General features: G+C 35.3%; 24 protein-coding genes. 8 read left to right on the top strand and 16 right to left on the bottom strand.

Features of this window, described 5'->3' with window-relative positions:
- Positions 1–7 precede the first annotated feature (7 nt).
- A complete protein-coding gene (locus tag ACXAEY_RS25320) occupies positions 8–499 on the bottom strand; it encodes a single-stranded DNA-binding protein (RefSeq protein WP_474816348.1) in 492 nt (163 codons plus the stop codon).
- A 125-nt stretch (positions 500–624) separates the two neighbouring features.
- On the opposite strand from ACXAEY_RS25320, the gene ACXAEY_RS25325 reads away from it, so the two are divergent.
- Complete coding sequence (locus tag ACXAEY_RS25325) at positions 625–1191, top strand: hypothetical protein (RefSeq protein WP_474816350.1); 567 nt, start codon at positions 625–627, stop codon at positions 1189–1191.
- 134 nt (positions 1192–1325) lie between these two features.
- Here ACXAEY_RS25325 and ACXAEY_RS25330 read toward each other — a convergent pair whose 3' ends face one another.
- The 9 genes from ACXAEY_RS25330 to ACXAEY_RS25370 all read right to left on the bottom strand — a co-directional run bounded on the left by ACXAEY_RS25330 (position 1326) and on the right by ACXAEY_RS25370 (position 10875).
- The gene (locus ACXAEY_RS25330) at positions 1326–1607 is read right to left on the bottom strand and encodes a hypothetical protein (RefSeq protein WP_474816352.1); all 282 of its coding nucleotides are present in this window, start codon (positions 1605–1607) and stop codon (positions 1326–1328) included.
- Between the two features lie 959 nt (positions 1608–2566).
- Complete coding sequence (locus ACXAEY_RS25335; RefSeq protein ID WP_474816353.1) at positions 2567–3958, bottom strand: hypothetical protein; 1392 nt, start codon at positions 3956–3958, stop codon at positions 2567–2569.
- Between the two features lie 378 nt (positions 3959–4336).
- Positions 4337–5032, bottom strand: coding sequence for a DUF1963 domain-containing protein (locus ACXAEY_RS25340; protein WP_474816536.1), 696 nt, complete (start codon positions 5030–5032; stop codon positions 4337–4339).
- Between the two features lie 351 nt (positions 5033–5383).
- Positions 5384–5587 (bottom strand): small, acid-soluble spore protein, alpha/beta type, encoded by a 204-nt coding sequence (locus ACXAEY_RS25345; RefSeq protein ID WP_474816355.1) that lies wholly within the window; start codon positions 5585–5587, stop codon positions 5384–5386.
- Between the two features lie 91 nt (positions 5588–5678).
- Positions 5679–6449 (bottom strand): DUF4931 domain-containing protein, encoded by a 771-nt coding sequence (locus tag ACXAEY_RS25350; protein ID WP_474816357.1) that lies wholly within the window; start codon positions 6447–6449, stop codon positions 5679–5681.
- An 86-nt stretch (positions 6450–6535) separates the two neighbouring features.
- Positions 6536–7624 (bottom strand): DUF916 domain-containing protein, encoded by a 1089-nt coding sequence (locus ACXAEY_RS25355; protein WP_474816358.1) that lies wholly within the window; start codon positions 7622–7624, stop codon positions 6536–6538.
- A 108-nt stretch (positions 7625–7732) separates the two neighbouring features.
- Positions 7733–8314, bottom strand: a complete 582-nt coding sequence (locus ACXAEY_RS25360; protein WP_474816360.1) for a WxL domain-containing protein — start codon at positions 8312–8314, stop codon at positions 7733–7735.
- Between the two features lie 79 nt (positions 8315–8393).
- Entirely contained in the window at positions 8394–10523 is a 2130-nt protein-coding gene (locus ACXAEY_RS25365; protein WP_474816362.1) for an AAA family ATPase, read from the bottom strand.
- 79 nt (positions 10524–10602) lie between these two features.
- Positions 10603–10875, bottom strand: coding sequence for a hypothetical protein (locus ACXAEY_RS25370; RefSeq protein ID WP_474816364.1), 273 nt, complete (start codon positions 10873–10875; stop codon positions 10603–10605).
- A gap of 146 nt (positions 10876–11021) precedes the next feature.
- On the opposite strand from ACXAEY_RS25370, the gene ACXAEY_RS25375 reads away from it, so the two are divergent.
- Positions 11022–11489 (top strand): phosphatidylglycerophosphatase A family protein, encoded by a 468-nt coding sequence (locus ACXAEY_RS25375; RefSeq protein ID WP_474816365.1) that lies wholly within the window; start codon positions 11022–11024, stop codon positions 11487–11489.
- Between the two features lie 42 nt (positions 11490–11531).
- On the opposite strand, the gene ACXAEY_RS25380 is transcribed toward ACXAEY_RS25375, so the two are convergent.
- Positions 11532–12062, bottom strand: coding sequence for a hypothetical protein (locus ACXAEY_RS25380; RefSeq protein ID WP_474816367.1), 531 nt, complete (start codon positions 12060–12062; stop codon positions 11532–11534).
- A gap of 2 nt (positions 12063–12064) precedes the next feature.
- The gene (locus ACXAEY_RS25385; RefSeq protein WP_474816369.1) at positions 12065–12463 is read right to left on the bottom strand and encodes a hypothetical protein; all 399 of its coding nucleotides are present in this window, start codon (positions 12461–12463) and stop codon (positions 12065–12067) included.
- Between the two features lie 114 nt (positions 12464–12577).
- Between ACXAEY_RS25385 and lepB the strand changes: the two genes are divergently transcribed.
- Complete coding sequence (gene lepB, locus ACXAEY_RS25390) at positions 12578–13075, top strand: signal peptidase I (RefSeq protein ID WP_474816371.1); 498 nt, start codon at positions 12578–12580, stop codon at positions 13073–13075.
- A gap of 88 nt (positions 13076–13163) precedes the next feature.
- On the opposite strand, the gene ACXAEY_RS25395 is transcribed toward lepB, so the two are convergent.
- Positions 13164–14510, bottom strand: coding sequence for a vWA domain-containing protein (locus ACXAEY_RS25395; protein ID WP_474816373.1), 1347 nt, complete (start codon positions 14508–14510; stop codon positions 13164–13166).
- A 58-nt stretch (positions 14511–14568) separates the two neighbouring features.
- Complete coding sequence (locus tag ACXAEY_RS25400; protein WP_474816375.1) at positions 14569–16029, bottom strand: hypothetical protein; 1461 nt, start codon at positions 16027–16029, stop codon at positions 14569–14571.
- 131 nt (positions 16030–16160) lie between these two features.
- Between ACXAEY_RS25400 and ACXAEY_RS25405 the strand changes: the two genes are divergently transcribed.
- Positions 16161–17057: a hypothetical protein gene (locus tag ACXAEY_RS25405; protein ID WP_474816377.1), complete on the top strand. Its 897-nt coding sequence runs from the start codon at positions 16161–16163 to the stop codon at positions 17055–17057.
- Positions 17058–17139: 82 nt separating this feature from the next.
- On the opposite strand, the gene ACXAEY_RS25410 is transcribed toward ACXAEY_RS25405, so the two are convergent.
- The gene (locus ACXAEY_RS25410) at positions 17140–17418 is read right to left on the bottom strand and encodes a stage V sporulation protein S (protein ID WP_474816378.1); all 279 of its coding nucleotides are present in this window, start codon (positions 17416–17418) and stop codon (positions 17140–17142) included.
- Between the two features lie 132 nt (positions 17419–17550).
- On the opposite strand from ACXAEY_RS25410, the gene ACXAEY_RS25415 reads away from it, so the two are divergent.
- Positions 17551–18054: a hypothetical protein gene (locus tag ACXAEY_RS25415; RefSeq protein ID WP_474816380.1), complete on the top strand. Its 504-nt coding sequence runs from the start codon at positions 17551–17553 to the stop codon at positions 18052–18054.
- 42 nt (positions 18055–18096) lie between these two features.
- Here ACXAEY_RS25415 and ACXAEY_RS25420 read toward each other — a convergent pair whose 3' ends face one another.
- Positions 18097–18459 carry an Asp23/Gls24 family envelope stress response protein gene (locus ACXAEY_RS25420; RefSeq protein WP_474816382.1) on the bottom strand — a complete coding sequence of 121 codons (363 nt, stop codon included), beginning with the start codon at positions 18457–18459 and terminating at the stop codon, positions 18097–18099.
- Between the two features lie 717 nt (positions 18460–19176).
- On the opposite strand from ACXAEY_RS25420, the gene ACXAEY_RS25425 reads away from it, so the two are divergent.
- The 3 genes from ACXAEY_RS25425 to murI all read left to right on the top strand — a co-directional run bounded on the left by ACXAEY_RS25425 (position 19177) and on the right by murI (position 22805).
- Positions 19177–21369, top strand: a complete 2193-nt coding sequence (locus tag ACXAEY_RS25425) for an ATP-dependent Clp protease ATP-binding subunit (protein WP_474816384.1) — start codon at positions 19177–19179, stop codon at positions 21367–21369.
- Between the two features lie 120 nt (positions 21370–21489).
- On the top strand, positions 21490–21897 hold the full coding sequence (locus ACXAEY_RS25430) for a type II toxin-antitoxin system PemK/MazF family toxin (RefSeq protein ID WP_474816386.1): 408 nt from the start codon (positions 21490–21492) through the stop codon (positions 21895–21897).
- A 92-nt stretch (positions 21898–21989) separates the two neighbouring features.
- Complete coding sequence (murI, locus tag ACXAEY_RS25435) at positions 21990–22805, top strand: glutamate racemase (protein WP_474816388.1); 816 nt, start codon at positions 21990–21992, stop codon at positions 22803–22805.
- Positions 22806–22887 lie beyond the last annotated feature (82 nt).

Below are 22887 nucleotides of genomic sequence, written 5' to 3' on the forward strand. Positions count from 1 at the left end.
CGCTCTTTTATGAATCAAGGTCAAAATCTTCGAATTCCAAACCTGAAAATGGATCCTTATTTGGAGTAATGGTAGAAGGGTTAGCCTTTTCACCTTGCGATTTTGGAGTATCTTGAGAAGTATTTATAGAAACGTCACCAGTATCTTCTATGCGATTCTCGCTTTCACTATTAGTCGTAATGGATTTGGTCATTTTAATATCAGGAAAGATGACCCTTTTAACACGAATGTAGGTTCGGCTTCGAAATTCCTTTTCTTCTGATTCCCAGGTATCAACTCTTAATTCACCTTCAATAATTGCCCTTTCTCTCTTTTTACCCAATTCTAAAACAATTTCTCCAGTACGAAATCCTGCTTCACATTGAATCCAATTTCCGCGCTGCTGACTTCCAGACCGATACAAAGAGAGAGGGAATCGTGCATATTTAAAACCATTTGAAGTTTCTTTTTCTTCTGGATCAGCACCAAAAAAACCCATCAATCGAACATCATTAATCAAATAACCACCTCTTTTTATATAAAAATAAATATTTTTTGTAAATTCTAACACCGTTTTTATTATTTAATGAAAAAAACATATGATTTTGTTATAATTTAATAAAATGTTAAAAAGCGGGTGGAATGATGGACAAACATTTGCAGGACCTTTTTTTCAGGTATCGAAAAAATTCTTTTGAGTCACTGGATCTCCAACAGGTTATAAACGCTTCATATCAAATCCCGACTATAGCAAGATACTTAAAGAGACAACACAAGAGTTTTATACAGTTGATGATGGATATGCCGGATTTTTTATTTGCCCACTATCTTTGGTGTATAAATTCACTCCCTTTAGACTTTAAAAGGGTGATTGAAAACCCAAACATAATTAAGAGAACTTACTCTTTACATAACAATGAATTTACAAGCAGGCTGGCTATTCAATTGGATAGCCAATTGTTCATTGATAAGGTATTGGAAATAGGAGGTTCTGCCTTAATTCTTACGGTGGATAAGAAAACGACCGGAATGAATAAAGGGGAGGACTTTCTTTTAGAGGTAAGTGAGGGTAAGGTCCAAAAATATGATTTAGTTACTGCGTACCATAAGAAAGATTCGGATGGATACTACATACACAACAAAGAGAAGTTAGAGTCCTTTTTAGCTGAATATAAAGAAAGAAATAGAGCAAGATTAACTCTGGTCTCGTAAAACCACCCTATTTGTTATAAACACACATATACATATAAAAAAGATAGTAAGGATTAAATATCCCTACTATCTTTTTTTGTCGGAATTAATTGTTTAGATCATGCCATATTCTTTTGCCTTCTAGGATAGGGTGTTCAGGCTACGTTGCGTGATTTAGTATTAAATTCGTCAGATATTTGAAGAGCCACTTTCATGACTTGGTGCTTTTTGCTGAGAGGTCTAATTTTCCCATCGCCTTTGATCTTTATTCCTTTGATAATGTGGAGTTTACCTTCTGATTTGCGGGCAAAAATCCTATATTCGTCATCATTAAAATTCGTATCGAACTTCGAGAGATAGATTTCGCCTTCCTCTTCTTCAAGTCTCCATCCCCTATGACCATTTGCTTTAACCAGTTTACGAAAATCTCTAAACATAAGAATTCCCCCTATTAGGTGACCGAAGTGTATTTGAAAGCATTTTAGCATAATAAAATTCAAAAAATAATACCTTTTCCAATATAAATTTAACTTTTTATATGTTTTATTGTAATTTAATATGTAAAGGGCTTTGCCTTGAGGGTTTATAAAGGGGTTTTTTCGATAAAAAACAATAAAACAAATGTTTTTTAGAATTTATGTGGACAGGATAAATGATATTTGGTTATAATATAACCGTAGAAGGTTAAGTGGTGAAGTCACTCTTTTTAACCTTTTCCTCATCCGTTACAGGGGTATTTATGCCCTTTTTTAGACTGGATCGGGAAGAGGATCGAGTCTTTTTTATATGCACTAAAACTGCTAACCAAATGATGATCCTATATACTAATTCGATAACGTATCGCCAACCTAATCATCATGCCCAGCGATAGGGGCGCCAACAAGTGATGATGGTCTTAATATAAGATCAGCAAAGAATGCTAACATTTTGTGTTAGATGTGGATGGTACCCACCCCGCTTCCCAAGTTAATTGGTGTATTCCGAGCGGTGCGTCGCCCGTTAGAGGGGCATTAGCTTTCCAGAGCAATATAAGTAGAACACAAGGATATTTATACCCTCATACCAAAATGGTGTGAGGGTATTTGTGCTTTCTGTTTATGTATGCATATATACCCGTCCCCGTTGTCGTAAGGCAAGGTAGGTCATAGTGTGTTCTGTGGTGGAACGGTCAGTAAAGCGGGACCTGGATGACTTCCTTAAAAGCTTTAATAATCCAAGCGAAAGGAACACTATGTTGCGAAGCACTCATACAATGGCTCCAAACCTCAATATTTTTAGCCTAGAGCCTACCCTTTTCATTGGGAAGGGGGTAGTATGCTCTTTCCTCACCAACCCACCACCCCCAATATCTTACGAAACCTTAGAGTAAAAACAATACAAGTAAACAATAAAAATATTAATCATTTCCTATAACTTGGTCAAACGGATCGTGTCCCAGGTCGTTACTACCTTTGGGTTGCTTATCATCTTTGGCTGTTGCAGAATTCAGTTCTTCTTCTAAATCTTTCAAGTAACCAAGATATGTTTGTCTCTGGTCTGTATTGAGAACGGGGTAGTGATAGATCTGGTCGCTCAATGTGTTTATCATCACTTTAGGAGTAACAACAGAGTCAACTGCATTAACAAGAGCTATACCTAAAGTGTTTAAAATGAATCGAGGGGATATCCCGCCCATACCTGAACGCAAGGGGTTATCATTCTTTCGTGTTTCGATTGCGAATTTACTGGCTAAGCGGATGGCGTCTGGATGAACAGTGATGCCTTTGACAACTAACTTAGTCTTAAGGGCGCTATGGTATATCTGTTCTTCATGTTTGTAATTCATGTTGTATGGCATTCTTACTATGTATAGGCGGTCTACTACAGCCTCATTTTCTTTCTCAGATATAAATCTTTCGAACTCACCTTCATTTGTATGTGCGATCAACAATTCATCTACAAATTGGAGTGGGAATCTAGGTGTCTTAAAGCTTTGTTCTTCTGCGAGGGTTAGCAATACATGGAGGAAGGAGGGGTTTGCTTTTAACACCTCTATAAATTCCATTACTCCACGATTTGCGCTATGTAACTCTCCATTGAAATCAAAAGCTCTAACATCCCCAGCATTCCCATAATTCTGTACTCTCCTTAGGTCAACTGAACCATACAGTTCTTCCATTTCGTTACTTTCAGAAGGTGCAAAGGTACCTATTCCCGTTCTGGTTTCTTCATCAATATAAATACGTTCCACTTCGGCATTATTAATGTTTTGTTTCCATTCGTTATCATACCGATATTGACATACAGGACATAGTTTTCCCTCTATTTTAATATTAAATTTTCTGTGTATTTCTTCTCGATCTTCTTCAGGGATGAGGTGAAGAGGTTCTTCATGAATAGGGCAGTCTTTTATGCCATATAAAGATCCGGCATTGGTTCGAGAGTATTTTGCCAACCCTTTCTTTAAAAGGGAAAGGAATACTGATTTTCCGCTTCCTGGGGGACCGAGCAAAAGGCAGACGCGCTTCTTTATATCCAATCCCATAGAAGCTGCCTTGAGGTAAGTCATAATTTCTTCAATTTGTCTTTCGGATCCAAACATCTTACCTTCAAAAAAGTTATAGGTAGTTTTGTTATTTTGGTCTTGTGAAGTTCCATAGCTTAGAATCATGTTATAAATCCTTTGAATCGAAGTTTGAGCAACATGTGGATTGTTTATCGCTATTTTAAAATATTGATCAAATGTTCCAGACCACGATTTTGATATTTGTTTCCTTCCTATATTTTTTAAGTAATTTTCTTGAGACATAATTTTCACCTCCATTTAAAATGATTAGACATATAGTCTTTTTACATTAAGAGTTAAACTGTTTTTAAAACCATAAAAGCAATTTTTATCTATTGTTAAGCAGTAGAGGGCAGTCGGATTTAAGCCGTATTATGTACAATAAATTAATTAAAGAGTGTAGTTTGCAGGGTTTCTTCAAATTCCATTCCCCCTTTCTACAAAATAAATAAAAAGTCCTGTAATGCAAATATTTTGTTAAAAAAGTGGTCACAGTATATTGATAATTAAAAATTGGGTAGATATAATAAAGCCAAATGAATAACTTAATAAAAAAGGGGTGCTCCAGGATGAGGGAGTACCCCTTTTTGCATATAAATAAAGACCGCTAAAGTAGCGGTCTTACTGTTGAACAAGGATTTGAAACTTGTTATCTTTAGGACATTTAAATATATAAAGACAACCAAAATCTCCCCAGATCATATTGAAATGTTCCTGTGTGTCTAACTGCATCCATAAATCCATATGCTTATAACAATCGCATATTGGAAAATGGGGAGTTTCAAGAAAGTTAGGGTAACCGGAGTAAAAATTATAAGGTTCGAATGGTAGAGTCTCGTAATTTTCGGCAATTGATTTTTTATATAAGTCTTCCCAATCATCGCCATAAATCTTGGCTAATTCTTCAGCAATGGAGGGTTCGATCTCATACAATGAATCAGAGCTTGGAAAGTTCCAAAATGCCTCTAAGTAGAATTCTCCATATGGATATGGTTGTGAAACACGGATCTTCTTTCGCATTTTCTCTGTAGTGGGATTCTTATGTATTTTAATTTCAAAACCCTTGTCGCCACTTGTTTTGCAACAAGTGAAGCAGTAATAAAAGGAATATAAAGTAATGTCGTTATCTTCTGGAATCCTAACTTGAAAAACAAACTTCATCATGTCTTTACATATAGAGCAGGAGGGTTGCTTTTCATCAACTAAAAGATAGGGTTTTCCTCCTACGTGTGTTGAGATGTTAGGGGAGTCATCATGCAGCATTTCTAACTCATAAAGTAACGTAGATTTTTTGACCTTTTCCAAAGTAGATTTCATTTTATCCAAAATTCGCCCACCACCTTATCTAAAATTCACAATGTCAATTTCAATCGTAGTGAATCGCCATCGATATTTGTGTATCTAATTATGTCTATCATTTATGCATTAGCTTGCTTCTTTGTTATTAAGTAAATTGTACATACCAAAGAAGTTTCCTTTGTGTTTGGTAGGAAGTTATGACGGTAGCAAAAAAACATAAATAGGATAGAGCGCATCACTCTATCCTTTTGAAATAAATTGATTAGACCTTGTTCAGCAAACGGGAGACTTCCAAATAGAAAAAGACCTAAGTTTCCTCAAAATAAGGGCTTAGGTCAACAAGAGGGTGGTTTTTATAAAAAGAATTGACTATCTTCCGCCAAGCTGTTGTTCAGCCATTTGTACAAGACGCTTTGTGATTTCTCCGCCCACAGAACCATTTGAACGGGATGAAGTATCTGGACCAAGAGTTACACCAAACTCGGTAGCAATCTCGTACTTCATTTGGTCAATAGCTTGCGATACACCTGGAACTACAAGTTGGTTAGAGTTGTTTGATCTAGCGTTTGTCATATACAAAACTCCTTTAAATAAGATTACAACTATTCAGTTGTATGAATATTATCTTTCAAATTCAAAGATTTATTCATATATTTTAAAATAATTAAGTAAGATTATATTTTAGTTGAATGTCAGTTGAAATTTCTTTGATGTTGTCAGGTACTTGGCTTAAAGAATATCCCAATAGAAATACACTTGATGGACCTCTCGAAATGACTTTGACTATAATATCTCCGTTGTAATGATAGAAAGCTAAATTGAAGCTTCTGTACTTGGTATTTAGATGATTTAATATATAGTTGGTTGTTATTTGTAAATAATCACAGAACAGTTTGAATGAGCTAGTTTTTTTTAAGATTAAGTTGAATTCGTAGAATTCACTTCTAGGTTTCGTTGATATGTTCCATACTAAAGAATCATTGGAGATTATGTTTATTCCTCTAAAGTCTGATGATTTGATGTCTGCAAAACAATCATGTTCATAAAAACCTACAAGCTGGCAATGACTATGTTTTATACTTGCTCCAGAAAATGGACCATGGTTTTTAACAGCTAAAACGGATTTGAATTGGCTTGAATTCTCTAATTCTAACCAGTTGTCTATAAAAGTTGATATGACGTCATATAGCTTTTCCTTTGGATAATTTGAAATGTTTAAGTCGCAAGAACTGTCTTCAATAAATACAATAGGGTAAGATTTTTTTACTACAGGGTACTTGTTTTCTATGAAAATTTTCTCGCCTTTTTCTAACAGAACATTATTTGTCTTTTTCAAATTAATTAGATCGCAGAAAGGGCAGTAGTCCGTATTATTTAGAACAGTATCTGGTTTATTATTGCCTATAGATGCTTTGAAACTCAAATATGTATTCATGGAAACTAACCTCCGAAAATATGTGTTAGAGATTCCTTTAATAAAAAGTAAGAAAAGCCTAAAAAAAACCGCAAAATGCGGTCTTGTTATTCATTGTCATTGTCTACTTCTTTATAGTTAAGGATATCTTCCATACGTCTTTCTGCTTTTTTAACTCCAAATCGTATACCAATAAAAATGAAGAGAATAGATCCTACACCAATTAATCCCCATCCCCACCATGGCATGGAAAAGAACATTGGTTTGGGAGGGGTATACCCAGTTTGCTCATAGTATGTTTTCACTGTATTGTTCTTTATTTTGAAATCATTTTCAAAGGAGATTTCTTCGCCTTTATGTTCACCTTTAACTACAATTGTGTAGTCTCCAGGAGTAAACGTATCACTTCTCCAGAAAACAGGGTATTTGATCGACGATTTTGGAGCCATTTTGAATGAGCCAAATTTTCCGTTAAAAACTTCTTCATTGGCGCTATCAAACACTCGGAATGTGCCTTTTATATCTTCGGTTATGGTTGCGTTATGATTATTGATTCCTATTTTGAGTAGGGGACCAGCAGGTATAACTTCTATCGAGGTATCTGTAAATGAGACCTTAGTTTCTTCTGGTTGGTTTGTGTTGAGCTTAATTGCCATCGTAAACGCAACCTTATTTTTAATTACAAAAGAAACGTCTTTATTATTCGTGTCAATTTCGTCCTCGCTTGAAGGGTTTTTCTCAACAAAATTTAATCCACCGAGTAATACTCCGGTAGCACCTTTGGGGATAGTTACTTTAAACGGTATGCTCTTTGTTTCCCTTGCTTTTAATGTAATTGTTTCAGTTATGTCTATATTCTCCTTTATTGCATATGTAGTATCGCTCAAAGTTGAATCTGGAGTATTATCTTTCTCAATATATTGGATTCCTCCACTAGGAGAACTAAGTGCGTTTGTGGGCTTGGCAATCAAATGTACTTTCTTATTCCTTAGGTTGGTAATATTAACTTTCAAGTTGTAAGTTTGATTTGGAATTACATCGAGGTCGAAATACCCTGTTACATGTTTTTTTTGATTAGATTCAATTTCAGGTGTTATGGAAAAAGGTAGAGTTCCTGAAGATTCGGCGTAAGTGGTTTGTGCGATTAATGGAACAGATATAATTAAAGTGGCTAGTACCTTAAACAATATTTTCATAAAATGAATACGCTCCTTTTAAAAGTGACTATTGTATTGTTGAGGGGGGATAGTTAAAAGTCCTCTTTAGTCTAAAAAAGAAAGAACGCACTATTAGTGCGTTCCATATCATGGTCCAGAAACTACAGTCCAAGTCATAGTGCTTGAATAGCTACCAGCTTTAGCAGAAGCAGGAACGGTAAGTGTCAATGCGTCTGGGTCGAACTTAAGGTTATATGTACCCATACCATCATTTAAAGCTGCGCTTAGCAGTGTAACATTTGAACCTGTATCGATTGTCCACGTTGGACCATTAACTAATGTAGGGTTTCCGTTTGAGCCTGATCCAGCTACAATAGTCATTCCTCCTAGCTGCAAGCTGTTTAGCGGTAGTTGAATCCCTGGGTCTACAGTTTCTGTAAATTGAGAAGCTGAGACTTGGACTCTCCAACCGTCGCCCGTACCTCTAGGATCATTAATAACCACGTCTCCTCCAACATTATTTGTTGAATTTGTTGTTTGTGTAGTTCCATCTAGTGTTATTCCTGTAATTGTAGCTGTGCTTGGGGGAGGTGTTAAAGATAGTGTTCCTCCAGAAACGCTTACAGTTGCGTCGTTAGTTCCACTAGTAGCTGCAAAGGCTGGTGTAGTAAGTAGACCGAATGTGCAAAGGGTGATTAGCCCTGTTTTAAAAAACTTGGATATACTCATAAACTCACCTCATTTCGATGTAGTTAATTTATTCGATAATAGTAAAAAGTCAATTTTTAAGACAAAAAACACTGAACGGTCAATTGCCGTTCAGTGTTAAAGCATCCAATGATTGATCATACTCTACACAAATATGGTCAGAAGTATTATTTAAGAGGTAATCAATGATTTTGTCTTCGAGCTCTCTCGTTGTTACTCTTGATAGCATTCGAGCTCCCATATGTTCATCATAGCCCATACTTGCTAACCATGACTTAGCCTCTTTGGAAACAGATAAACTAAAACCTTTGTTTTCTAAGCCCAATTGTATCTTGGTTATAATTTGTTCTAAAATTACGATCACGGAGTCTTGAGTTAACTTTTCAAAAGGTACAATTTCGTCAATTCTGTTCCTGAATTCTGGAGTGAATGCGGACGCGATCGCTTCATGATTCTTAAACCTCTCATCACGCTCTGTAGAATTGAATGATATTTTAAGTGATGTTCCAGCGCCTAGATTTGAAGTCATAATAAAGGTAGAATGGGAAAAATTAATTATGTTCCCGTTTGAATCTTTCATTTTACCTTCGTCGAATGCCTGTAAAAACATGTTTAGTACCATAGGATGAGCCTTTTCCACCTCGTCTAGCAATATAATGGAGTAGGGGTTGTTCCGAACTTTTTCTGTTAGTTGACCAGGTTGGTCGTGTCCTACGTATCCAGGAGGGGATCCTATAAGCTTATTAGAAGAGTTAGCTTCCATGTATTCGCTCATATCGAATCTAATAATTGATTTTTCGCTACCGTAAACATGTTTCGCAAGGCACTTTGTTAATTCGGTTTTACCGACACCTGTAGGACCTACGAAAAGCATGACTGACGGTTTGCTAAGGTTCCTAATGTTCAAGCGATTTCGTTTTACTGACTTTACTACAGCATCAATAGCGTTAGGTTGACCGATAATTGAACTTGAAAGTGAATCGTGTAAATTCGATAATAATTGCCTATCATCTTGATCCATTTTATCAATTGCTATACCAGTCATTTCTTCCACTATACTCTCCATGTCACTTGCTGTAATATCAAGACGTTTATTTCTTTCATTTGCAAGAATGATTTCTTTTTTAATTCTTTCAGTTCGATTATTGGCTGCAGCTGGATGGTCTTTTACTTTCTCGCTATTCAATAATTGCTTATCGTGAAGAAGGTTAATTTCACTTTCTAACGTGTTTGTCTGATTCGGTCGTTTTAAGCTAGCGCGTGAACCTACTTCATCAAGTAAGTCGATGGCTTTATCGGGTAGTTTCCTATGGCTAATATACTTCTCCGAGAGTTTCACACAAGACTCAATAGATTCAGCGCTATAGCTAACGTTGTGAAAGATTTCGTACTTGTGCTTGATCCCATTCAGGATTTTTATTGCTTCTTTTGTATTGGGTTCCTCCATTTTGACGGGTTGGAACCTTCTCTCGAAAGCTGTATCTTGTTCAATCATTCTGTATTCTTCAAAAGTGGTTGCTCCGATAAGTTGTATCTGTCCCCTAGAAAGATAAGGTTTTAGAATGTTAGCTGCGTCCATCTTATTGTTAGATGACGAACCAGCACCCATTAGGTTATGTATCTCATCAATAAATAGTAGAACGTTATCCTTTTTGGTTGCCTCTTCCATAATTCCATTTAGTCTCTCTTCAAAGTCCCCTCGATATCTTGTTCCAGCAAGTAAGGAAGCGACATCTATAGAGATTATTGATAAGTTTCTAAGGTTTGAAGGAACTTCTTTGGAAGCAACTCTTTTAGCCAATCCTTCAACTATAGCTGTTTTACCAATTCCAGGATCGCCAACTATAACAGGGTTGTTTTTTGTCCTTCTGTTTAAAATCCGCACTACACGTTCAATTTCCTTGTCTCTACCGATTAAGGGGTCAAAAAGGTTTTTTGAAGCTAGTTTGGTAAAATCTTTTCCGTATTGTTCTAATAAACTTGATTTAGATTTTTTTGTTTTAAGTCGAGTTGCCCTTAGCGGTGTTGCGGAGCTTGCAACCTTAGGTTGAGTTGCAATTTGTGAGTTATCAGTTTTCTTCTTAGTTATATTTGAAGGATACAAGTTATTCTCAAGGTGACCGACTACTTTATAGACAGACGAGCATTGTGCACATAAAAAGAGAGGTAAATACTCATAGGTTCCGGGTCTTTTTCTGCATCGATGGCAACGTCCCTTACTGGTTTCCATTAACGTAGCCTCCTATTATAAAAAAACATATATTTCATAAAAATATATGTTTTATTGATATTGTTTATCTAATTTTATATTATATTTTCACTTTATTCAATCGTTTTTTGGAATCGTTTACCTTTCTTTTGTCGCGTCTTCTGAAAAAGAAAAAGGTCTCCACAAATACTACCGATGCAACAGGCACCCCAGTACAAATTGCTGTGATAAGGACTAGTGTTCTTGTACCCATTTCTGAAGAAGTAATGCTGTCGACGTTATAAATGACAAATATTGATGAAATGAAACCTACAATAAGTATTCTAACGAAGCTTACGAAGAATTGAGAAGTAAATGAGAAAATTTTAAGCATGTTAACAACCTCCTGATGTCATCGTATTTTTAAAAATCACCTTTATCCCTCTTTGCTGTTAGTGAGAAAAAAGGGAAAGCCCTTATTTGCTTAAACAAATAAATATGAATAAAAATGAATTCATAATTTAAGATAGAGGTGAGTTTATGTATGAAGCTACTATAAAAGCTCTTTTAAGTAGAGGAGTTGAATTAAAGAGACTCGGTGAGATTGTTTATGATCTTCAAAAAGATTATTCTACTGATATAACCGAGGAAATTGCTTTGGAAAATATACATGCAGTTTTACATAAAAGGGAAGTACAACATGCAGTTTTAACAGGCATTGAAATCGACAAATCTGTTGAAAAAGGATTATTTGACGAACCGATCTTATCGTCTATCTCTTCTGATGAAGGTCTGTACGGTCCGGACGAAATCCTAGCACTATCCATAGTAAATGTTTATGGCAGTATAGGTCTTACGAACTTCGGTTATTTGGATAAAATTAAGCCTGGAATTATCGGAGAATTTAATGATAAAGATTTAAAACCAGGAGAGGTACACACATTCTTAGATGACATCCTTTGTGGCATCTGCGCAGCAGCTTCTAGTCGTTATGCGCATAATGAATAATAATAAACGTTAGAAAGAGGGCATACGAACTATGCCCTCTTTCTAATTCACTTGTTTGATTCTATCTCGCACACTCATTTTATAGAGGTCAGAGCTCTTTCCAGGAAGGGTGTATTTATCTGCTCGTATATTCTGTTGTTTAGCTAACTCTAACGGAGCTAAAATTTTTGTAGTCTCTTCTGGGTTGCTATTGTAAAAGCTCACTAACATATCGGCGTTCTGCAGAATGGCATTCCAAGCAGTTAAGTATGTTTCTCTTCCATGAACAATACTTGTGTTGATGTTAAACGATGTATGCTTTGTACCGAGAGAGGAAAGGAACTGGATTGACCCTTTTATTTCTTCAGGCAAGTTTTGTAGAGTTTGAAAAGTGTAGACGTGAAGTTTGGGAGCTAATTGTGGTCTTTCTAAAAAATAACTTAAGACGGCAAGTTCAATTGATCGATAAGCTAATAATAAAATTTCACTTTCTTCTTCCATACCGCCATCCATAAGTAGTAAGTCTAAGTATTTTTCAATTTCTTTACGGTCGTAATTAGATATATCCATAGGACCGATCATGGCTACTTTCAAACTTAATCCTCCTTCAATAGAGCTGAGTAGTGATTAAACGATTCTATATCTTCGTTCTCAAGCGATTGTTCTATTTTATCCATTATTTCACTATAAGTCTTTTTCTCTTCTGTCTGTTGATAATAAAGATATAGATTTTCGTTATCTTTAAAGATGTTTTGAAGGATAATTAAAATCTCCTCGTACTCAGAAAAAGAATAGGTGAAGGTGTCGATTGTTTTGTCTTGGTAGAATAATACGATTGAATTCTCCTTTATATAGAGAAGTGGAAGATATTCATCTTTTGAATGAGCGGGTAATATTTGTCCAGAAAATTTATAGCACATATATAAAACTAATTTTCTCTCTGTGTCCTCAGATTCTCTTTGGATTAAGTCGATTAATAACTCATTAATATTCATAGATCAACCTCCTATTTTCGGAACACTAACAAAATAAAAGATATTAGAAAAGGAAAAGGGGTAATTTTTCCTCAATCTAAGAGAAGGTAGTAGAACCGAAAAGGTGGTGTTTTGGTGAAGTTTTTTAGGAATTGGGTTTTCCCTATTGCAATAGGAATTATTGCGGGGATTGTTATGAAGTGGACAGTTGTAGATAGTGTTAAAGTACATGGACAATCAATGGTCCCGACCTTTCAAAGTGGAGATAGTGTTTTGATAGAGAAAGTCACATCCTATTTTTCGAGTCCTGATATAGGTGACGTCGTGATAGTTGATAATGGAGATAAAAAGTTAATCAAACGAGTAGTGGGGGTTGAAGGGGATACAATTATAATCAAAAACGGCGCATTAGTAAGGAACGGTTCTGTAATAAATGAGAATTATATAAAAGAAGAAATGATTGATAATATGGACAAGATGGTTACAATTAAGGAAGATGAGGTTTTTGTGATGGGTGACAATCGGAACAATAGCTCAGACAGCAGAAATTACGGACCGTATAAATTAGATAACGTAATAGGGAAAGTTTTTCTTGAAGTGACAATCTCAGAAGATTTTTTAAAGACATACTAAATCTTAGTATGTCTTTTTCTTATTTCTTATTGAATCATTGGGGATGGATGAGGGTACCCTTGGATGTTTGGACCAAGGGTAAATAGAATCAACTATCAATCCGGATAAATCGTGTTTTTTTCCAATCGATAGGCTTCCCTGTTTCATCGTAAGGAATAGCACCTTGTTTAGTGAGGACCCATAGGGATGGGATGTTGAAATCTTTAGGGGCGCAACCATAACCGTCAGTAAGGAAGAAAACTGCATCGGGTTTTTGCTTCAACTTATTGTTAATATAATCAAATGCAGGTCTGAAGTCAGTTCCTCCCCGTCCTACAACTGTTAGTTCCATGTTTCTTTTAAATGTGTAGCAAGCATTTACCTTTGTATCAATTTCAATAATTGTGATATTAACGCCTAAGTTTTTAAGCGTTTTTAACTCTGAATTAAATTGAGATAAATCGGATTCAGAAATAGAAAGAGAAGTATCTATACAGACAACTAATTCGAGCTCTCTTATTTTGTAACTCCCCATTACTAGATCGCCTAAAACCCTATGTTCTCTTGCGAAGGTTCTTTTCTTTCTAGGAACAATCAATTTGGCTGGAAAATTTCGTACTACTTTTCTCCAATTAATTTTAGAATCTAGAATTTGTTCAACCTCATGTTTTACCATACCTGGGATGTTACCAGCTGCATTAGTAACTGCTTCCTCAACAACGCTCTCCGTAATCTGTCTTGCAATTTCCTCGTTATCAGGAGTCCCTTCATCGTCCCAAGTGGGGTGTAAGTCTTTGAAATCTGATGCTAATGAGTCGCTCTGTTCGTCAGTTCTTTTTCTACCTGTTCCATTGCATTTTTCACATTCAGAATTGTCGCCTTCTTCTTTGGATTCTCCAGAACCTTCGCATTCGGGGCAATTATTATCTGTTAAATGTTTGCCATGAGATCCTTGCTTAAAAGAATCAGGCATTTCGATTTGTTCTCCTCGATTTATCAGAATTTCATAATACTGTTCAAATGTAAGCTTCTCTGGTAGGTCATAATGTTTGGGAAGCAACAAGTCAGGTGGCATTACAGCTATGTCATTCTCGATAAATTGATTGATCTCTATGTCCATGCAAACATTTGCTAGGGCGAAATCTTTGTAGCCGGTTCTGCGAGAGATATGTAGATTAAGGAAGTGCTTGATTTCGTGGATTAAAATAAATATCCGTTGTTTCCTGTGATATGAAAGATAACCATGTGGGTTTATGTTTAAGATCATTCTATAGTTAGATATATTCATAGAAGCTACAGGAACTCGATAATCAACTTGTTTAATCGCCTTTGATAAAAGGTGGGCAAAGAAATCATAATGTTTAAATAGCGTGAAAATGTCATACTCTAAACGAAGCATTGCTTCGGAATCTGTTTGTTTTCTTATTTCGGAATCACTTAAAACCTTATTTTCCATAACCATCGCTCCTTATACAAAAACCACATGTCCTCAAAGGGATATGTGGTTTTTGGTATTAATCTTCAAGCTGTTTTGCTTTTTGATTATCTTTTTTCAATGCAGAAAAATATACATCGTCGTATGAAATAACATCATTAAGTGCGTTATGTATTTCGTCTTCTTGGTCTAATATTTTTTTGGTGGTGGCTGCTCTAGTGCCTGGAGGCAGGTCGAATAGAAAACGAGTAAGACGATTTATGTTTGTTTTTATATATTCGTCTCCGCCATCTTCCTGTATAACGTTTTCAAGATATGCCACTAGGTTGTTAGCAGCTTCTTCTATAATGTCTGTTCGATTTTCTTTAATAGACTGAAGAACTTTAATTCTTACTTCAGATTTAGGCTTTAGAGAGTCTGGATCTACTTCTACACCCTCGCTATTTACGTAATGAATGGAAACCGACCATGCGGCTTTTTCGGGGTTTTGAACGATTGGTTCTAAACCATCTCCATACTCGTCATATTCTTCAAGAATTTCTCTTCCAGTAGGTGGCTTCTCCACGAAGTTTTCTTGGAAAGACTGCCATTTCACAGCAAATTTCGAACCTATAATACCTGCAACGGTTTGATATTCCAATTTAGGGTCATCAGAGAAATCAACTAAATTTATGGCGCAATGTAGAATATGAGCTTTACGAGGTTGTCGGGAAACAATTTCATCAAGCTTAAATTCTTTCATCTCTTTTTGAAGTTTTTCCTTATCAATTAGCGCGTTTTCGTATGTATTAAAGAACTCAGTGATATTACTTCCAAATCCTAATTTCCTGAAGTGAGTTATCGCATCTTGTGCTTCGGGGATCACTTGATAATGTATAAAACGACCAGAAAAAGCATCGTCAGAAAACCAAACTCCTACATTGTAGTTATCAGTAGGTGGGTTTGCTGCTGCGATCAATGTTATTCCTTCTGGGACATGATAATCTCTTAATTGGTACTTTTCAAAGAACTGAAATAGCATCTGGAACATTTCTGGATCCATTACACGAGTTATTTCGTCATTGATCATAATGCCTCCAGGGGCTTCGTTGATATCTAAACCCAAAGATTCATAATGAGCCTTAATGTCGGTATAGTTTGAAATGTATCCACTGATTCTTTCCCAATTAATACGATATCCTGTTCCGTCTTTTCTTGGAATCTTATGTCCCTTTTCGTCACGTTCATATGTAGGGAAAAATTTATTCATTGCATAAACTAAGAATCGTTCAACGAATTCATCATATTCAATTTTCTCTTCTTTAGGGATACCGGCATCTTCCCGAGGGATTTGCGCCCATCTTAAATCAATTGCAGGTAAATTTAACTCTGTAGCGGCTTGTACACTACCCTCAGTTTTACCTGCGCCAGAAGTTCCCCAAAACATTGCGACTAGCTTACGGAAGGTTTCATCATGTTGATATTTAGAAATGGAATTTTCTAAGTGATATGCAGCATATTTTTTTACCACTTCTTTTGTTTGAGATATGTTAAGTGCCATTTTCATCCTCCTCGTCACGATTTGTGTTCAGTATAAAAAAACCAATCATGAATTCATATATTCTTATAAGGAAATATGTAATTTATTAAAATTATTATTTAAAATGAACCTATAAAATGAGGAGGGTGTTTATGATTAATGAGAACATACTAAAGATATTAGAAAAAGATATAAGAAAAGGTCATATGGTGGATGGTGAATTTGAAGAAACAGAGAAGAAAAAATTAGGCGAAGTCATTGATCCTGAATTGGATGGGTATGCGAAGAATGGGAAGTTCATTATAAATCACACAGGGGTATTAAAACTACAAGAGTACGTAGGAGCTGAGTGGGTGGAGATTCGTTTAGATGATAAACCTACTTCAAATAACGATAAGGGTTTTTATTACACAGTAATGTGCAGGTTTCCTGATGGAGAGATTTCCTATGAATCTGGAGAAGCCAATGATAGGAATACTGAGGGATTTTCTCAACATTATAAACAATCGATGGCAATAATAAGGGGGAAAAATCGTTCGTTTCTGAGGAGTAAATATATGAAGCTATATGATGTATATTCAGAAGAAGAAGCGGCTGCTTTTGATAGAAGAGAAGTAATAATCGATGATCTACAAAAACAAGTTGAGGAAAACAATAAGGTTATGGGTAATATGAGGCAAGAGCATACTTTCCTTAAGGGAAAACATAACACTCTTGTGAAAACCATCATTAATACACTTAGGTTGCCTGTTGAAGACATTAAGTATCCGGAAGAGTTGGTTAAGAATGTGTTCTTAGATCATTACGATGAAGAATATATGCTTGAGTTAACGGGTCATGAGGATAGATTAGTTAGTTATCTTGCCACGGAAATGGTAAATACATATATTCCGCAACATTTAAAAAAGATGGAAGTTGCTAAGGAAAATGAGGAAACAGAATTGCATGATAAAGAAGAAAAGACCGAATCAGAAGGGGATATTAATATCCCAGACGATGTGACTAAAGGTGATGTTCAAAACGCATCAGAATTGGATGGTGAAGAGTAAGGAAAAGAATAATTGAATTTAAGCAATAAGAAAAGAAGAGGACCTCTTGTCCTCTTCTTTTTTATTAAACCTCTATGTGAGATTAGTATTTTGCGATAAACTTCATTGCAGTACGTTCAGCATCTTCGATCGTAACAGTCGTGAATGCAGGTACAAAATAAAGGTCAAGACCATCAGTAGCTACATAACCACGAGCAGTAGCAAGTGCTTTTACAGCTTGGTTTACTGCAGCTGCACCAATAGCAGATACTTCAACGTGTTGTTTCTCGCGAACCATAGCTGCGATTGAACCAGCAACTGCGTTCACCTTGGAATCTTTACTTACTTTAAGAACTGTTGGATAACTTCTTTCTTCTGTCATTGTAATTTTCCCTCCAAATAATTGAAATAATGATTGTGCAATTCATTATGCTGAGGGAATGAAAAATACCCTTTTAGAAAAATTGACTTTTTTAATTTATTTTTTATAAAAAACAAAATGAGGGGGTCATTTATGAGAAAACTAACGTTTGTAATTGCTATATTGTGTTTATCTGTCCTAACTGGATGTGTACAAAATAAAGAAGATAAAGCTATGCAATTTGTTAATGAATCTTCTTTTGCGATGAAAGCTTCTAATGAAATAGATACCAAACTAATGGATAGAGTCAAAGAATTTGAGGAAAATGACGTAAAATTTGATCAAGTGGAAAAAGAGATTTGGAGTGCACGTAAAATACAACTCAATACATATGAAGAGTTTAAACAAAAGAAGGTTTATAGTAGCAATGCGAAGTTAAAAACAGGTTACCTTGAGCTTATCAGCCATAGAATAAAGGTTTATGATGAGCTATTAAATATAAGCATTTCCAAAGATTACTCATCACTTGTGAAATTAGCAGAAGTTCATGAAATTAGAGATAAGGAATTAATCAATGGACTAACTGACAAAGTAAATAGTGCTCTTAAGGAGAAAGAAATTAAAGATCTTACAAAAACAATAAATAAAGAAAAATAAAAAGAATGATCATTCTTTTTATTTTTCTTTATTTAAAATCATTTATTCTTCATTCTCTCTAAATGCTAGACCTTTCACGGTAACGTGAGCAATAACATTTTCTATATTAAAATCTTTCTTCAATGACTCGATAATGGCATCTTGTACATTTTCAGATACAGTAATGACATTATATCCGTGATAAACCGTAATAGACAATTTGCAGACTGCTTTCCCATTATGAGTTTCAACAAAAATATCTTTCTTTTTATTTGTTAAAGCCTCTATAAACTTGTTCTCCGTTTCATATACACCGTTTACTTGGCTTGTAGCAGCAAAAATAGCTAACTTTAACACGTCATCGTTAATAAGTACCTTCCCCTTATCGGATTCAGATACAGATAACGAATTATATTCCTTGGACAAAGAATCACCTCCCATATATTAGCCAGTTATATATCTTTTTTAGCTTGTGTCAACTTAATTTTAATGTAGATAACGTAGGACAAAAGAGAAAAGATTGTCCCATAAAATATAATATAGTCCACATACCAATTACTTAAAACGATCAACAATCCAATAATTAATGAAGGCACAAAAGGGAAAGAAAACGATGTTCTTCTTAAAATTGAGATCAACATATAGACAATTAAGCCTAGTATGCTACTCAAGTAGAGTGCACTAATACTTTCATATCCTAATATCATAAAGATAGGTAAATAAAAGTAAACATCTCCTTCGCCCAGAAAAGATTCCTTGGTGAGTTTCACTATCAACATGAATATACCGAATGCGACTAGTGAGAAAAGAAGGATATAGAAGTTTTGATGATAAAAGAGAAATAATACAGAAACTAATACCGGTATATATACGTTTAAAACGTTTTGTTTGATGTCATCTAACCCACAGTAGAACAGAGGGCTTATGATAAGCCAGACTACGATGTTAGAAGAAGGTTTATAAATAAAAGCGGAAAATAAAATTATTAGAAGGAATAGTAAGTCTACATAATTAAAACGCTTAATCTGAATGTTTTCAGAGATATAGTAAATAGAGAAAATAAAAATTGCAGTAATAAATCCGATTAATATATCCATTGAATCACTCCTTTGAAAATGGAAATCGGAATAGGGGGTATGTGTTATGGAACAAAAGCTTAAAATTTGTGATGTATGTAAAACAAGATATTCTCTTTTAGATTTTACGCCGATCATAAAGAAAGACCTTTGTCTTTGTTTAGTGTGTTATCACCGAGGGATGGAAAAAGGCGAGTTTCCTCCTATTGATCAAAAGGGATTTGAATATATTGAGAGTCTAATGAATTCACTTAAAGACAAGGATGAAAACAATTCATCTAACTTGCCAGCTCTTAATGCGAACACTCCTAAGAAGGAATTAACAATCATTACTGGTGGATTTGGTAAGGATTTGACTGAAGCTGCTTCTAATGGCGAGCTAGATCCTGTTATAGGTAGAGCGAATGAAATTAATAGAGCAACCCTAATCTTAAGCAGAAGAGGTAAAAATAACCCAATCTTTTTAGGGGAACCTGGTGTAGGTAAAACAGCAATTGTCGAGGGGTTAGCGCAACGTATTGTAGATGGTGAAGTGTCTGAAGAATTGAAAAATAAAAGAGTGATATCTCTTAACATTGCTAATATGGTAGCTGGAACTAAGTATCGTGGGGAATTTGAAGATAGAATGAAAAAGGTAATTTCAGAAGTTATGGAAGAAAAGAATATTATTCTGTTTATCGATGAATTCCATACCATTATAGGTGCAGGGGGAGCGGAAGGAGCGGTTGATGCTTCTAATATCCTCAAACCATCATTAGCTCGTGGAGAACTTCAGGTAGTAGGAGCAACAACATTAAATGAATATCGAAAGCATGTGGAAAAAGATTCTGCTTTAAGTAGGAGATTTCAGCCAATCCAAGTTGATCAACCAAAGACGGAAGAAACAGTAAAAATACTTCAAGGGTTAAAGAAGAAATATGAAGCATATCATGGTATCGAAATTACTGAAGAGGCTATTGACGCAGCTGTTGTGTTGTCTGAAAAATATATAGCTGATAGATTTCTTCCAGATAAGGCAGTTGATTTGATTGACGAAGCATGTGCAATGAAAAAACAATTTGTACTTGAGAAGCCATCGGAAGTTCTAAACATGGAAAGAAAAATTCAAGAGGCTTTCGCTAGGAAAGAACGAGCTATTCTTGAAAAAAGTTACGAAAAGGCTAAAAAAGAACAGGATATAGAAACTACATATCGTTCTCGACTGAGTGAATTGTTAATTCAGCAAGATGAAAGGTTAAAAAATCACTTTAAAATTACTAAGGAAGAAATCGCAAGTGTTGTTGGTCAGTGGACAAGTATTCCGGTTAATGAACTTTCAAAAGAAGAGACGGAAAAGTTAAGAACTTTAGAAAGTGATTTGAATGAACTTGTAATCGGACAAGGTGAAGCGGTAAAGAGTATCTCAAAGGCAATTAGAAGAAATAAGATTGGTTTGAAGGATCCGAAAAGACCTGATTATGTAGGCTTGCTTTTAGGGTCAACAGGTGTTGGAAAAACGGAACTTGCAAAATCAGTAGCAAAACTAGTATATGGTTCGGAAGATAGCATGATCAGGATAGACATGAGTGAATGTATGGAGAAGCATGCAGTGTCCAAACTTATTGGTTCGCCTCCAGGTTACATAGGGCATGATGAAGAGGGTGAATTGACTAAAGCTCTTAGACTCAAGCCGTATAGTTTGGTTCTAATGGACGAAGTTGAAAAAGCTCATCCCGATGTCTTAAATTTATTCTTGCAGATTTTTGAAGATGGTAGAGTGACAGATTCCAAGGGGAGGGTCATTAACGCAAAGAATGCTATATTCTTAATGACAAGTAACGCTGGTAGCGAAGTTTATCAGCAGAAAAACACTAATCTTGGTTTTTCTACAGGGGAACAAAACGAAGCTGTAACTATAAAGGACAAAGTATTAAAATCCTTAAAAAACAATGGTAGGTTTAAGCCTGAATTTCTTAATCGTATCGATGACACACTTGTCTTTAATAGGCTATCAACTGAAGATATGAAAGGCATAACTGCTAAGTTGTTAACAGAGATTCAGAAATACCAGCTAGAGCATCATGAAAGAGAAATCGAATTCACAGAGACATTTGTAGAACATCTTGCGGAAAAGGGTTATGACCCAGAAAATGGAGCTCGTTCTCTAAGGCGGAAAATTGATGAGATGAGAAATGGAATTGCAGATAAGATTATTGATGATGGCGTTACAGGTAAAATCGTTGTCGACTTCATAGAGGGAAGTATGGTAGTCAATGAATAAAGGGTAGCTTCTAGCTGCCCTTTTTTTGCAAATAAAAAAACTTGCTGTTCCTCAATATGATGCTATTATTCTTTTACTACCGGAATAAATAGCATGCAAAACTGTAGGAGGTACATAACTATGAAGAATAATGAAATTTTGAGAGGGCAAGTATATTGGGCTAACCTTGGTAAGTTTAATGATTCAAGTGTTCAAAGCGGGATTAGACCTGTAGTGATTATTTCAAATAATGTAGGTAATAAGCATAGTCCTGTAGTCAGTGTTGCGCCTTTATCTAGAAAGTATAAGGCTCTGCCCGTCCATGTAGATCTTAATAAAGAAGATCTAATCTTGTATGAAAATAACAAGTTAGAAGTTTCCCAAGTATTATTGGAACATATAATGGCAATTGATGTTGAAATGCAATTGTGTGGGAAAATAGGTGAACTTTCTGAACAGAAGTTAAAAGAGGTTGAAGCTGCAATTGCGATTCAACTGTTTGGATTCGATCATAAAGTTTACAGTTTGTATAAATCAAAAGCAATTTAACTTTTTGAGCGCTTGGAAAATATCCAAGTGCTTTTTTAGAGGTTATATTTCAAAAAAATTAAAATAAGAGGTGGAAAAGGGATGTGAGAATAATGAAAAAGATCGGAGTTATTGATTCGGGGATAGGTGGATTAACAGTAGTAAAAGAACTTATGAGCAGGCTCCCAAATGAAGAAATCATATATTTTGGCGATACGGATCGATGTCCCTATGGTGATAGGACGATAGATGAGATAAAAAGATTCACATTTGAAATGGTGGATTTCATATCTGAATTTGATTTAAAGATGATAGTTATTGCATGTAATACGGCTACAGTAGTTGCTCTAGAAGAAGTTAGAGAAAGAGTCAATATACCGGTGATAGGTGTTGTAGAAGCTGGAGTGAAAGCACTTCTGGGCTCTACTAGAAATAAAAAAGTGGGGGTTATTGGGACCACGACTACAATAGCTTCAAAGGTTCATAAGAGTTCTCTTCAAATTTTTGATCGAGAATTAGAAGTATATGATAGGTCAACACCACTTCTGGCAAGTTTTATTGAATGCGGTGACACCAAGAGCGAACTTTATAAGAAAAGTATGAGAATATACTTCGAAGAGTTTAAAACTAAAAAGATAGATTCTTTATTGTTAGGCTGCACCCATTATCCTATATTCAAAAACGAAATCAAAAATATTCTGGGTGAAGAGGTAGAAATAATCGACCCATCGAAGGGGACCGTAGATACGTTACTAAATATGCTTGAAGGTAATTTTAACCCATCTTACTATAAGCCAGACCACAAATTTTATGTTAGTGGTGATAAGAATTCAACTCAGAATTTATCAAGGTCTTGGTTTGAAGAGGAGATTGTTATAAACCAAATTTCCCTTGAGTCTTTAAAATATGATACTTTGAAGGAAGCGTGACGGGTATATATTTTAATAAAACATATGTTAATATGTAATATAGTATTTTGATGTTTGTTTTAGTTGAGAAGACAATGACTAA

Source organism: Anaerobacillus sp. ABA4_114 (assembly GCF_056159065.1).